This window comes from Myxococcales bacterium, assembly GCA_016703425.1.
Lineage (GTDB): Bacteria > Myxococcota_A > Polyangia > Polyangiales > Polyangiaceae > JADJCA01.
In genome coordinates, this window is the sequence record JADJCA010000001.1 from 770551 (window position 1) to 783456 (window position 12906).

The following is a 12906-nucleotide window of genomic DNA, read 5'->3' on the forward strand; positions in this document are numbered from 1 at the left end:
CTCCGTCGTCACGTTTCCTCCGAAGTTCACGGCACCGGGGGCGACTTCACGCCCCCTGCCCCGAGCTGCCCCGTCCCCAATTGAGCCAGCGCTTTCGCGCACTGCTTGCCCTCTTTCGTCCCCGGAGCAAGCTCCCGGCAGCGATCGAAATCTGCACGTGCGTCGGCGGCGCGCCCGAGTGACTGGCGCACGCGGCCTCGGGCCTCCCACGCAGCTTGGAGCGTCTTGCACTCCTCCGCGTCGACGCTGAGGGCGCTCGAGAGGTTCTCCTCCGCGCGATTCAGGTCGCCCTTCTTTTCGAAGGCCATCCCCAACCGGTAGAAGCCGACGCAGAACTTCGGTTGCGTGACGGCGTTCTTGAGCGCTGCGATGGCGGCGTCGACGTGGCCCGCTTGGAGCTCGGCCCAGCCGAGGTTGCCCCACGCCAGGTGGCTCGCCGAGTAGGCCGGATCGCGCGTCAATGGCTCGAGGAGAGCGATGGCCTCAGGAAATTTTCCTTGATGCGTCAAGATGACCGCCAGGAGGTTCTTTGCGTCGCGGAAGCTCCCTTCCGCCTTGATGGCGCGGCGCGCAAAGGATTCCGCGTCTGCGAGGCGGCAGTCCGGGGACGTGAAGCCGGCGTCGGTGGAGCAGAACGAGAGATAGATGTTCGACACGAAGTAGAGGACGCGCGGGTTCTCGTCGTCGAGCTCCACGGCCTTGAGCGCGTGGTCGAGCGCCTGGCGGGGCTCACGGCGATTGAAGAAGAGGTCGCGAGCCACGTCGTACTCGGCCTCCGCCTGCCGCTCCGGGCTCTGCGCTCCCGCTCCACCGCTGCCGGCCTTCGGCGAGCAGCCCAGTGCGGCTGCCGCGAAGAGGAGCGCGACGTGCTTGAAGGTCAGGAGCATTGGGGCGTGGGCGAACGGTGCTAGCGGACACAAGAAACCAGTCGAACGGCTGGCCGCCAAACCATCAGGGCGATTGGAATAATCGACAATCGGACCCCGCGTCAATCGTGTAGTTCCACATCAGCAATACGCAGCAATGCACTGACATCAGAAGCGTTTTCGGAATGTCATTCATTCCATCAAGGGCGCACCGACCTGCAGCTTGGCCCCGTATTTTTGCCGCGCCCGTGCCGGACAGGACGTCAGCGCGCGCCGGGATCGCCGACGAGCTCGTCTTTCGTTCCGAGGAGCTGGACCAGCTTCCGGAGGGCCTCCACGTCGGGAATCTCGACCCGCTCGCCGACGATGCGCACGTACTCTTGTTCGCGCAGGCGCTGGACGTTCCGACGCACCGTGTCGACATCGAGGCCAACGCGGCTCGAAAGCTCCACCGGCGACACGGCGACCTCGGCGCTGCCCGTCGAGCGACGCGCAAGGCGAAGCAGCGCCGTGGCCACCTTGAATTGACTGTCACGCAGGAGCACGACCTCGATCTGCTCTTCCGCCTCCCGGAGGCGGCGGACGAGCTGCTCGACGATGCGCAGGGCTATGGCGGGGTAGTGCTCGACGAGGGAACGAAGCGTGGCGGGGTCGAGGGCCAGCACGACGCCATCGACCAGGGCGACGGCGGTGGCGTTGCGAGGCCCGGCCTCAAGGAGTGCCGCTTCGCCGAAGAGATCGCCAGGGCGAACCAGGTGCAGGCTTCGATCCACGAGGCGAACACGCTTGAGGATTCGCACCCGACCGTCCTGGAGGAGAAAGGCCTCCTTGCCGGGCTCGCCCTCGCGAAAGATCGCCTCGCCGGCTTTCACCTTGCGCCCAAATCGGGCGATGAGCCGGTCTTGCTCAGCGGGAGCTAAGTTCGTCGAATCCGGCGGCTCGACGGAAGCCGAAGTCGCTCCCTTCGTGGCGCCCTGTGCCGCCTGCGCTTCGGCCGACGACACCGTCTCGGGCGCCGACGCGCGGCTCGAGTCTCTGCTGCTCTTCTTCTTCGCCACGTCGGGATGGTACCGCGCCGACCGCGGCCCGTACCACGTTGACGTAAAGCCGGTGGCTAGGAGCGGAGCGGCTAGACCCCGACCCCGCCCCGGACGGGCGCGACGGCCGCCCCGCGAGGCGAAGCCTCGCGGATCGGTGGGCCCGGGCAAGGGCCAGATTCGTGCGAAGGAGGGGACTTGAACCCCTACGGTGTTACCCGCTAGCACCTCAAGCTAGTGCGTCTGCCAATTCCGCCACCTTCGCTTGGAATTAGGGCCAAGCTTCTAAAGAGCAACGGCGCCGACGTCAAGTGCTTCGCGTGCGTTAGTCGTCCCGGTCGAGCAGGACCTTGACGATTTCGGAGACCTCGAAGGGCTTTCGCACGAGGCGAATGCCTGCGATCCCGTCAGGGATCGAGGGGGTCGCTGCACCGGTGATCAGAATGAGCGTCGCGTCGGGGGCCTCTCGCCGAAGCGTCGCGAGCGCGCCGGCGATGTCCTCTTCGATGGGAGAGAGGTCCATCAGGACCGCGTCAATCCGCCTCGCCGTGAGACGCTCGTCCATTTGAGCCCTTGAGCGCGCGACCGAGAGCTCGGCGCCGCGGGCCGAAAGCGCCGTCTCGAGGAGGGCGATGACGTCTGCGTCGTCCTCGATGACCAGGACGCCAAGGCCCTGGAGGACCAGCTCCCGCGCCGTCGAACGGGGAACGTTGGCGGCGCCGTCGCGCGTCGCCCAGGTCACGCGGAAACACGCCCCAGCGACCGACGGGACCAGCTCCACGTTGCCACCGGCCGCGCGTGCCAGCGCACGCGCGTGGGGCAAGCCGACGCCGGCTCCCCCTTTGCGCTTCGAGTCGCCCTCGAAAATCGAGTCGCGGCGAGGCGCCGGAACGCCCGGGCCGCGGTCTTCGATGTCGACGTTCACCTGCCCCTCCTCCTCGCCTTTCGACGCCATCACCACGACGTCGGTGCCCCGCGGCGCGTGAGCCATGGCGTTTAGGACGATGTTGAGGACGACCTGCGAGAGGTCGCCGGCAAAGCGAATGCGAAGACCGGTTCGCGCATCGAGCGAGAGGCGCACGCCGGACCGCGTCGCCTCCACGGCGAGCGAATCAATGGTGTCCTTGAGGACTCCGTCGAGTTGGTCCGACTGCTCGCCGGTGGGCACCTCCGCGCCGATGGCCCGGCGCGCAAGGTCGCGCGCGTCACGCGCCCTGTGCTCGATGATGCGCAGCGCGTAGGCAATGGATTCCGGCGACGCATCGGGTGAGCGTGCCTCGCTCACCCAGCCGAGCATGACCGTCAACGCATTGGAGACGTCATGCAGGGCGCCGCGCGCATCGCGATGCGGATCGGCGTCGGGCGATTCGACCCGCGGCGGCTCGGTCGTAGTGTGCGGAGGCACGGCGCCCGAAGGTACTCGAAGGCGCGCGCGCGGTCACTCCCTCCGATGCGAGGCCCGGCACGAGGCGCGCCGGCCGCGCGGAATGCACCTCGAAGGCCGCCGATGCCCTGTATGCTCGCGCGCACCGATGGCCTTGCTCGGCCCGAAAGACGAAGCCAAGACGCTGCGCTGGTTCACGCTGGTGCTCTGCGCCGGTGCGCTCGCCACGCTGGTACCGTTTTGGGCCCCGCTCGTGTTGGCCGCGTGGCTCGCCATTCTCGCGCGTCCCGTCTTCCAGAAGCTGACGCAACGGACCGGCGGCCGCGAGCGGGCCGCTGGCGCGATTCTCGTCGTCCTCGGCATGGGGATCTTTCTCCCGCTCTCGCTCGCGACCGTATCCCTCCTCCGCGGCGCCCTCGAGCTGGGCGAGAGCCTTGTGCGCTCCCAGGGTGCGAAGGACGCGCTCGTCGCGCTCGCGTCGGGCGGAGAGCGCCCCGGCGCATCGAGCCTTCCGACATCACCCGAACAGATCCTGACCTTGGTCCGCGAGCACGGCGCCCAAGCGCTTCGCGTCGCGTCAGGCATCGCCGGCGCCGCCGCGAACGTCGTCGTGGCCTTCGCGGTCTTTTTCTATGCGGCGTACGTGTTCTTGGTCGACGGTCAAGAGCTCTACGATTGGGCGCGCCGCCACGTCCCCTTCGAGGAGCGCGTCATGACGCGGCTTTCGAGCGCCTTTGAGGAGACGGGCCGCGGCCTTCTGTTCGGCGTCATCCTGACGGCGCTCGTTCAGGCGATGATTTGCGCGGTCACCTACTTCGCGCTCGGTGTCCCGCGCGCCCTCGTGCTTGGCTTTCTCACGTTCCTCGCCGCCTTCTTGCCCGCCGGCACGGCGCTCATTTGGCTGCCCGTCACCGCAGGGCTGTTTCTAGCGGGCCGGACCAAAGAAGCCATCATCTTGCTCGTCATTGCGGCGGTCATCGTGGGCACCATCGACAACGTGCTGCGGCCCGTGCTCGCGCGGCGGGGAAACCTGCAGCTCTCGGCCTTCGTGCTTCTCTTGGCGATGCTCGGCGGGTTCGCCGTTTTCGGAGGTTGGGGCCTCATCCTCGGCCCGCTCGTGGTGCGCTTGGCCAAAGAGGCGCTCGTTGTCTTGCGCGAACGGCAAGACGACGCCGCGGAGCCGATGCCGCGCCCGGCCTCGAACGCTGATAGCTAGGGCCCTGGCGTCTCAGTCTTCGACGACCCGTGCGCCGTCGCCCTTCGACGACAAGAGCTCGACGGCCTTCTTGGCAGCCTCGAGGGTGATGTCCCGCGCCTCCACGATCATGCTCGCAACGCGTTCGACGAGGCTGCCCTCGGCGCCGGCGGCGAGCGCGACGGAGCGCGCGTGAAGGGCCATATGGCCGCGCTGAATGCCATCGGTGGCGAGGGCGCGAAGGGCGGCGAGGTTGGATGCGAGGCCGAGCGACGCTGCGACGCAGGCGAGCTCGCCAGCGCCGCTGACGTGCACCATGCGAAGCGCGAGGCGCGCCGCGGGATGAACCCGTAGCGTGCCCCCAACGGTGCCGAGCGCGAGCGGTAGCTCGAGCGTGCCCACGAGGCGTCGCCCCTGCCTACGCCAAACGGCCAGCGGCAAGTACTTGCCCGTGCGGGCTGCGAAGGCGTGAGCCCCCGCTTCGACGGCGCGCCAATCGTTGCCGGTGGCGATGACCACGGCGTCGATGCCGTTCATGATGCCCTTGTTGTGCGTGGCGGCGCGGTACGGGTCTAGCTCCGCGAAGCGCGACGCCTGCTCGATGCCCAGCGCAACGTCGGCGCCACTCATGTCGTCGGTGGCGAGCGAGTCCTCCTCCACGGAGCAGCGCACCCGGACGCAACGCTTGTCGCAGAGATTGGAGAGAATGCGCAGCCCCAACTTGGCGTCGGCCAGCTCTGCCAACCGGTCGCCAACGGCCTCGGCCACCGAGTTCACCAGGTTGGCGCCCATCGCGTCGCGGCAGTCGACGAGGACATGGACGACGATCATGCGGTCGGCCGGGGTGCCCAACATGCGAACCTCGAGATCGCGCGCGCCACCGCCACGCGCCACGAGCCCGACGACGGCGCCATCGGCCAAGGCCAACAGCTCGCTCCTCGCCGCGAGGATGCGCATCTTCGCGCGGTCTGGATCGGGCACGTCGACCAGTTGGATCTGGCTGATCATGACCGGGGCGTCGACCTCGGCGACAAAGCCGCCGCCCTCTCGGACCATCTTCGCGGCGTTCGACGCAGCGGCCACCACGCTGGGCTCTTCGACGACCATTGGCACCACATGGTCGGCGCCGTTCACTCGGACGTTCAGGGCCACGCCGAAGGGCAACGCGTAGGTGCCAAGGACGTTCTCGACGAACTTGTCGGCGGTCTCAGCGTCGAGGCCACCGGCGTCGAAGGCACGCTCCATTTCGATGGTTTCCGTCCCCGTGACCTCGGCGACGAGCGCGCGCCGTTCGGCGACGGTCACCTTGTAGAAGCCGGGAATGCGCGACGTGCGAGCCATATGGCGACCTCCTTACGACACCTGGCCACGAAACGGGACACCTTCGTGAGGGGTCGCTTCGTGGGCCGTTAGACCTGGGGCACCGATTGCGAGCGGAATCGGGGAGAGACCGAGCTCCTGAGCCAGCCGCAAAAACGCGTCGTCTGGCTCCGTTGTTCCACAAAAGACCCCCACGTCGCCGCCGCCCGCGCCGGCTGGGTGAAACCACGCGCCCTGCCCCGCGGCCGCCGTCGCGAGCCGCCTAAACGCGAGCGGCACGATGCCCACATCGGCGGCGTCACCGAAGACCTCGAGGGCTTCTCCGAATCGGCGCACGGCGGCGACCGCTTCCGTCGCGCCGCCACCCGAGAGGGCCGCGGCGCCTTCGCCGGCGGCGGCCGAAAGCTCGCTCATGCGCGCGGCGTAGAGAGAGGGGGCCGCCTCGCGAAACGCGTCGACGCGTCGCCGCAGCTCGCTCGTGCGGGCGCTCACGCCGGAGAAGAACACGCGGAGCACGAGCGCCTCGGGCAAGGCTACCGCCACGAGCGAAGGGACGCGCCCAAGGAGCGCGTAGCGCAAGACACCACCGTAGGTGCTCGCGGCGACATCGACGCCGCTGCCGCCATTTTGTGCCGCCGCGTGCGCACGGCGCGCGTCGCTGAAGATGCTGGCACGCACGGCGCCGTCGTGCAGATCGGCGCCGCGCTCGCGGGCCAAGTGAGCGGCGCCTAGCGTCGCGACGAGCGCCGCAGCGCTCGAGCCCAGCCCGAGCTTGTTCCCGTCGTGCTGAAGGGCCGATACGTCACATTCGGGCCACGGGCCCGCCATCGCCGCGCGGACCTCGTGCGTCGGCGCGTCCGTCGACCGCGCCCCATCGGCCACGGCGTAGCGATCCACGGCGGCCACGATCGCCGGCGCCCCTTCAAGGACCGCGTAGGCCCCCGTCAAGACGAGCTTGCCAGGCGCTCGCGCCTTCATGGGCTCCGTCCCTCGAGTCGCGCACCGTGGCCCGGCTCGCAGGTGATGGTTCGAAGCACACCGGGCACCGCCCCAAGTGCGTCCGCCGCTCGCGCCGCGTGACGCGACATCACGAAGGCCTTTACGTGGGGTCCCGCGTCGACGGTAAAGAAGATCGGCATGCCATCGCGTCGGAGAGCTCGGACAGCCTCGATGGCGCGCGTCGTTGAGTCTTGAAAATACGCGAAGCCCGCCGCGAGCGCGCAGCCATGCATGGCCAATGCGCTCTCCTCGGCGAGCTCGCCGGCGGCGGCAAAATCGCCGCGCCGCAGCGCCGCGAGCAACGACGTGTGGAGCTCCGGCGCGAGCGCGAGCCACGCTCCGTAGAGCCGGCTCTTGAGCGCAGTGGCTCGCATGGCGTCGGTCGAGCCGTGGGCCTTTTGCCCCTCTGAGGTGACACAGACCACGACACGCCAATCGAGCGCCTCCGGCGGCGCCACGGGGCGCGCCGACAGAATCGTCGCCTCCGCGAGCGGCGCCGTTCCCGCCGGCAGCTCCACGAGCCCGCCGTAGAGGCTTCGCGCGGCGCTCGCCGAACTGCGTCGAGCGAGATCGCTGACGAGCGACAAATCCCAGGCGAGCCCGGCGGCGCTCGCCCCGGCGAGCGCCAGCGCGGCGAAGCCCGACGCGCTCGAGGCGAGCCCGCTCGCGGTGGGGAAATCGTTCGTCGACTCGACGCGAGCCCGAGCCGCGAGGCCAGCGGCGCTGCGCACCCGGTCCAAGAGCCCCGTCACACGTGTCAGCGGCTCGCCATCGGTCGCGTGCCCGTTGAGGAGCAGTTCATCGGCGGCGAGGCGCTCATCGAAGACGACGCGCGTGCGCGTCGACAAGCCGCGCAACGTGAGCGAGAGGCTCGGCACCGCGGGAAAATTTCCGGGAACGTCCCGCTTTCCCCAATACTTCGAGAGGGCGATGTTGGGGTGCGCGACGGCGACGGCTTCGCGGCTCATAGGCCAAGCTCCTCGGCTGTCGCCAGCGGTGCGCCCCCCGGCCCTCACCGAGAAGCCGTCGAAGCCGCCCTCTCGCCACGACGCGAGGACTCGGGCGGCGGCGGCGCGATTCTGCACCAACGCAACGACGCACCCGCCACCGCCGGCCCCCGTGAGCTTGGCGCCGAGGGCTCCTGCCCCGCGCGCGCGCGCGCACAGGTCTTCGAGCTCGGGCGTTGATAGGTAGAGTCCCGCCAGGACCATTTGGTTGAGGTCCATGAGTCGACCGAGCGCCACGCGATCGCCGGCGAGGATCGCGAGGCGGGCGTTTTTCACGAGCGAGTCGATGCCAGCGAACGCCTTGTCCACCAACTCGGACCGTCGCTCGCGCAGCCGAGCGACCATCTCGACCATCGTCTTGGTGCTCGACGCCGCGCCGCTCAGACCAATGCAGAGATCCAACGTCAACCCGCGGGCGCGCTCTCCGAGCTCCTCGATGCCCGCTCCCTTCCGGAACCAGAGGAACCCGCCGTGCGCGGCCACCGCCGTATCAATGCCCGACGGGTTGCCGTGAAAGACGCGCTCCCAGGCCATGGCCCGCTCGCACGCGACCGTCGCATTCGCGCTCTCGTCGAGGGCGCGCGCGATGGCCACGCCGAGCGCGGCCGAACAACCGAGTCCCCCCCCGGGTGGCAGCTCGGCGCTCGCGTTGACGCGGACGGCTGACCTTTGGGCCCCCAGCGACGCGTCGAGGACGGCACGAAACGCGCGCGCCAAGTCGAGGTCGTCGTGCTCGCTGATGGGGACGTCGACGCCTTGTAGGTAGAGGCAGCTCGGGCCCGACGCGAGCGCCGTCCGTGTTGCGCGCGCTCCACGCTCGAGGCCAACGGCGATGGCCGGCACGCCGTGAACCACGGCGTGTTCCCCGAGGAGAATCACCTTGCCCGAGGCGCGGCCTTCCGTCGCCATGTCAGTGCTCCCGCCGGATCAAGACTTGAGCCGCGGCGCGGAGTCGATGGCGGCCGACCTGGCTGACGGCGAGCGCGTCGACGGCGGCGGTAGCCGCGCCTTCGAGGGCATCGATGCGCGCTTCGACGCGCGCACGAACGCCGGACCTCTTTGCGTCTTCGATGAGTCGCCCAAGGTCGCCGGCGGAGAGCGCCGGTGCGCCCTGGAGCCGCTTGGCCCAGGCTGCACCTTCCGCTTCGAGCGCCGCCACGACGGCGGTGCGCTTTCCCTCGCGAAAATCGCTCCCCGCAGGCTTCCCCGTGAGCCGCTCGTCACCAAACGCGCCGAGCAGATCGTCGGAGAGTTGGAACGCCACGCCGAGCGGCGCCGCGAAGGCGTCGAGCTTCTCGCGGGCCGCGGCCGGCGCTCCCGCCAGCGCGGCGCCGAGCCGGAGCGGTCCGCGCACCGTGTAGCTCCCGGTCTTCAGGTCATGCATGCGTTCGATTTCCGCGCTCTCGCGGCAAACGCTCCGCACGTCCAACGTCTGCCCAAGAACCACCCGGTGGTGCATTTCTGCGAACTCGCGGAGCGCTTCGACGAGCGCCGGCGGCGGGACGTCGGTCTCGAGCAAGGCCTCTGTCGCGTAAGCCGAGGCCAGATCGCCGGCGAGGATTCCCGCGTGGGCGCCCGCCTCTGCCGTTCCAAAGCGCTCGGCGAGCGCCGTGTGCACGCTGGCGCCACCGCGCCGGAGCGCATCGCCGTCCATCCAGTCGTCGTGCGTGAGCAGGTAACTCTGAAGGAGCTCGAGGGCGACGAGCGACGGCGCAATTCGCTCGAACGACTCGCCGGGCGCGAACGCCTCGTAGGCGACCGCCGTGAGAATCGGTCGCAGCCGCTTGCCGCCCCGAAGCGTGAGGTCGGCGATGGCACCGGCGACGGCGCCGACATCACCGTGCAGCGAGGCGGCGCGCGCGATTCTGCGGTCGAGCCAGCCACGGAGCGCCGTGTCAACGGTCGACGCGACGCGAGCGCTAAAGCGCCCGAAGGACTCCGTGGGGGACGACGTTTGCATGGAACTGCGCCGGCGGAGCGAGCGGAGACGCGCGCAGCGGGCGAGCAGAGCCTAGGGTCGAGGTTTCCCCATGTCAACGGTATTGGGCGACAAATTATCCATCAATTTCAATCGCTTTCAAATATCTCTGAAGCATATAAAGAGGGGTGGCGCGTCCCCCTTGGCAGGGCCCGCGGCTCCGCAGGCGGGATCCCTCGCCGCTGCGAACTTCGCTATAGAACCTGCGGGAGCTCGGCGACGTATGAGCGGCATCCACGATAGGAAGGCAGACCACATCGAGCTGTGCGCCAACGGCGACGTTGGCTTCCGCGAGGCGACTACGCTCCTCGCGGACGTTCGGCTGGTGCACGACGCGCTACCGGAGCTCGACGCGGACGCCATCGACACCAGCGTCTTGGTTCTCGGCAAGCGCCTCGCCGCCCCGCTGCTCATCGCTGCGATGACGGGCGGCACGGAGGAAGCCGCCGCGATCAACCGTGAGCTCGCGGCCATCGCCGAAGAACGTCAGCTCGGCTTCGGCTTGGGCAGCCAGCGCGCGGCCCTCGTTCGCGGCGAGGCGGCGGCCGCCACCTATCGGGTGCGTGACGTCGCGCCGACGACGCTCGTGCTCGGAAACCTGGGCATCGTGCAGGCCTCTGAGACCGACACCGCTGACGTGAAGGCGCTGGTCGAAAGCGTCGGCGCCGATGCCCTTTGCGTTCACATGAACCCGGCGATGGAGCTGGTCCAGCGCGGCGGCGACAGGGATTTTCGCCGCGGCCTCGAAACCTTCGCGCGCCTCGCCAAGGAGCTCGGACTTCCCATTGTCGCCAAGGAGACTGGCTGCGGGATCGCGCCGCGAGCCGCGCGCGCCCTTCGGGCCGTGGGCGTCGAGCACGTCGACGTCTCGGGCGCCGGCGGGACGTCATGGGTGGCCGTGGAGACGCTCCGCGCGAAGAGCGCCGACGAAGGCGCGGCGTACCGGCTGGGGGAAGCGTTTTGGGACTGGGGCATTCCCACGGCGGCGAGCGTGCTTTTGACGGCGCCCGTGGGCTTTCGCACGCTCATCGCCACCGGCGGCGTTGCAACGGGCTTGGACGTCGCAAAGTGTTTGGCGCTGGGGGCGCACGCCGCGGGTATCGCACGGCCCGTTCTTCAGGCGCTCCGGCGCGGCGGCCCCCAAGGGGCCCGCGACTACATCGATGGCGTCCTCGCCGAGCTGCGCGCCGCGATGGTTCTCACGGGCTCGCCGTCGGTCGCGGCGCTGAGGGCGGCTCCCCGAGTCATCCTCGGCGATCTCGGGCAGTGGCTCGCGCAACTGCAGGGCTAGACCGATTTCGGCTTGAAGTCGGGCGAACGCCGCGACCCGCGCCGTGAATTGGTCTAGGGCACGTAGACCAGTGATATCGTGGGCTCCCGCCGCCCATGAGCCAAGAGTACTCCTGCCTCGTCGTCGAAGACTCGCCCATGATGCGGCAGCTATTGGTCTTCGCCCTCGCGCGCGTGAAGAACCTCCGCGTCACTGAGGCCGACGACGGCGTCGACGGGCTCAGGAAGCTCGCCAGCGGTCGCTACGACATCATCCTCACGGACATCAACATGCCCATCATGGACGGCTTGAAGCTCGTTCGCCGCGTGCGCTCCGACCCGACGCACAAGGATGTCCCGATCATCATCATCACGACGGAGAGCGCACAGGAAGACCGGCGCCGCGCCCTCGAGCTCGGTGCGAACGCTTACATCACCAAGCCGATCCAAGCGCCTCAAGTCATCGCGAAGGTCCGCGAGCTGCTCAAGATCCCGAGCTAGTCGAAAGCGCCGAGACGCGGACGACCTCGGCACGGAAGTCTTTCGCCGGGTCCATGCGCGCGAGCAGCGCCTCCGCCGGGGTCTTGCCAGCGAGGACAAGCGCACGGAGAGGGTCGAGGTGGCGCCGCTCGTCTTTGCCCTGCGCGTCGGCGAAGGCGCGGCGCTCAAGGCCGCGGTCGGCGATCGTTACCACGGCCTCCGCAAGCTTCTGGAGCGGCGCGCCGCGGAACGTAGACCGGAGCCCCAATCGATAGACCTCTCGCCGCAACGCCGCGACCTCGTCATGCGTAACGTCGCCGAGCGTCGCTTCCAGTTCGTCGAGCGCGCGCGGGTCGTAGACGAGGCCAACGGCCAAGGCCGCGAGCGCAGGGGCGAGCGCGAGGCTCTGCGAATCGGCCGAGCGGAGCTCGATCGTGTGCTTCAGGCGAACCTCGGGGAAGAGCGTGTTTATGTGCAGCCGCCAATCGGCCTGCGTGGCGTGGTGCTCGCCCATGCCATCTTTCCAGAACTGCCGGAACGTCTGCCCCGTGTTGCGCAGGTATTCGTGGCCGCGCTTGATCAGGAACATGGGCACGTCGAGGGCCCACTCGACGTAGTCGGTGTAGCTGGCATCAGGCAGAAAGAGTCGCGGCAAGAGGCCCGTGCGATCAGGATCGACGTCGAGCCAAACAGCGCCACGTTCTGAGAGCGCTTCGCCGCGCCGGCCTTCGACAAACGGGCTGTTAGCGAAGAGCGCCGTGACGAGCGGAGCGAGCGCGAGGAGCACCCGCATTTTTCGCATGGCGTCGCGTTCGCTCGAGAAGTCGAGATTGGCCTGCACCGTCGAGGTGCGCAGCATCATGTCGAGGCCGCGTCCGCCGCGCGTCGGCAGGTAGTCGCGCATGATCGCGTAGCGTTTCTTCGGGACCCAAGGGAGCTCGGCGCGCGTCGCGAAGGGGTGGAAGCCCAATCCCAGGAGCTCGAGGCCGAGACCTTTGACGATGGGGGCGAGCTCCCGTTGATGCGCCTCGAGCTCGTCGGCCACCTCGTGCACGGTTCGGTACGGCGCGCCGCTCAGCTCTAGCTGTCCGCCGGGCTCGAGGGTTACCGAGGCCCGGCCCCGCGTCAGCGCGATGATCGGGCCCCCTTCCGTCTCGCGCTCGGCGAGCCAACCGTGCTTCTCCAGCGCAGCCAAGATGGCGGCCACGCCGCGCGGCCCCTCGTAGGGGATCGGCGCAAACGTGAGCGCGTCGATGGCGGGCTTCTCCATCTCGGCGCCGACGGCGTGAAGCTCGGGGCCTTTCTCGGCCTCCCGGAAGGGCGCGAGCAGATCTTCGAAGCGCACGAGCGGCGCAGGGGTTCCCGCAAGAG

General features: G+C 69.1%; 11 protein-coding genes, 1 tRNA gene and 1 pseudogene. 3 read left to right on the forward strand and 10 right to left on the reverse strand.

The genetic code is table 11. From position 1 onward, the window contains the following. Positions 1-26 precede the first annotated feature (26 nt). The 4 genes from IPG50_03315 to IPG50_03330 all read right to left on the reverse strand — a co-directional run bounded on the left by IPG50_03315 (position 27) and on the right by IPG50_03330 (position 3308). Positions 27-887, reverse strand: a complete 861-nt coding sequence (locus tag IPG50_03315) for a tetratricopeptide repeat protein (GenBank protein ID MBK6691222.1) — start codon at positions 885-887, stop codon at positions 27-29. Positions 888-1129: 242 nt separating this feature from the next. After that, positions 1130-1924, reverse strand: coding sequence for a Crp/Fnr family transcriptional regulator (locus tag IPG50_03320; GenBank protein MBK6691223.1), 795 nt, complete (start codon positions 1922-1924; stop codon positions 1130-1132). 162 nt (positions 1925-2086) lie between these two features. Next, positions 2087-2168 (reverse strand) — tRNA-Leu (locus IPG50_03325). A gap of 60 nt (positions 2169-2228) precedes the next feature. Next, positions 2229-3308, reverse strand: coding sequence for a hybrid sensor histidine kinase/response regulator (locus IPG50_03330; protein MBK6691224.1), 1080 nt, complete (start codon positions 3306-3308; stop codon positions 2229-2231). A 127-nt stretch (positions 3309-3435) separates the two neighbouring features. Between IPG50_03330 and IPG50_03335 the strand changes: the two genes are divergently transcribed. Continuing rightward, positions 3436-4503 carry an AI-2E family transporter gene (locus IPG50_03335; GenBank protein MBK6691225.1) on the forward strand — a complete coding sequence of 356 codons (1068 nt, stop codon included), beginning with the start codon at positions 3436-3438 and terminating at the stop codon, positions 4501-4503. A 12-nt stretch (positions 4504-4515) separates the two neighbouring features. On the opposite strand, the gene IPG50_03340 is transcribed toward IPG50_03335, so the two are convergent. The 5 genes and pseudogenes from IPG50_03340 to IPG50_03360 form a co-directional block, all read right to left on the reverse strand. Then, complete coding sequence (locus tag IPG50_03340; GenBank protein ID MBK6691226.1) at positions 4516-5823, reverse strand: hydroxymethylglutaryl-CoA reductase, degradative; 1308 nt, start codon at positions 5821-5823, stop codon at positions 4516-4518. A gap of 12 nt (positions 5824-5835) precedes the next feature. Next, positions 5836-6780 (reverse strand): hypothetical protein, encoded by a 945-nt coding sequence (locus IPG50_03345; protein ID MBK6691227.1) that lies wholly within the window; start codon positions 6778-6780, stop codon positions 5836-5838. After that, on the reverse strand, positions 6777-7769 hold the full coding sequence (mvaD, locus tag IPG50_03350; GenBank protein ID MBK6691228.1) for a diphosphomevalonate decarboxylase: 993 nt from the start codon (positions 7767-7769) through the stop codon (positions 6777-6779). Before mvaD ends, IPG50_03345 begins: the two co-directional genes overlap by 4 nt. Before the next feature lie 36 nt (positions 7770-7805). Beyond that, positions 7806-8717, reverse strand: a pseudogene (gene mvk / locus IPG50_03355) (mevalonate kinase). 1 nt (position 8718) lies between these two features. Further along, complete coding sequence (locus IPG50_03360; GenBank protein ID MBK6691229.1) at positions 8719-9768, reverse strand: polyprenyl synthetase family protein; 1050 nt, start codon at positions 9766-9768, stop codon at positions 8719-8721. A gap of 241 nt (positions 9769-10009) precedes the next feature. Between IPG50_03360 and IPG50_03365 the strand changes: the two genes are divergently transcribed. Further along, positions 10010-11077 carry a type 2 isopentenyl-diphosphate Delta-isomerase gene (locus tag IPG50_03365; protein ID MBK6691230.1) on the forward strand — a complete coding sequence of 356 codons (1068 nt, stop codon included), beginning with the start codon at positions 10010-10012 and terminating at the stop codon, positions 11075-11077. Between the two features lie 95 nt (positions 11078-11172). Further along, positions 11173-11556: a response regulator gene (locus IPG50_03370; protein ID MBK6691231.1), complete on the forward strand. Its 384-nt coding sequence runs from the start codon at positions 11173-11175 to the stop codon at positions 11554-11556. Here the strand turns inward: IPG50_03370 and IPG50_03375 are convergent. After that, positions 11540-12805 (reverse strand): glutamate--cysteine ligase, encoded by a 1266-nt coding sequence (locus IPG50_03375; GenBank protein MBK6691232.1) that lies wholly within the window; start codon positions 12803-12805, stop codon positions 11540-11542. The genes IPG50_03370 and IPG50_03375 overlap by 17 nt on opposite strands. Positions 12806-12906 lie beyond the last annotated feature (101 nt).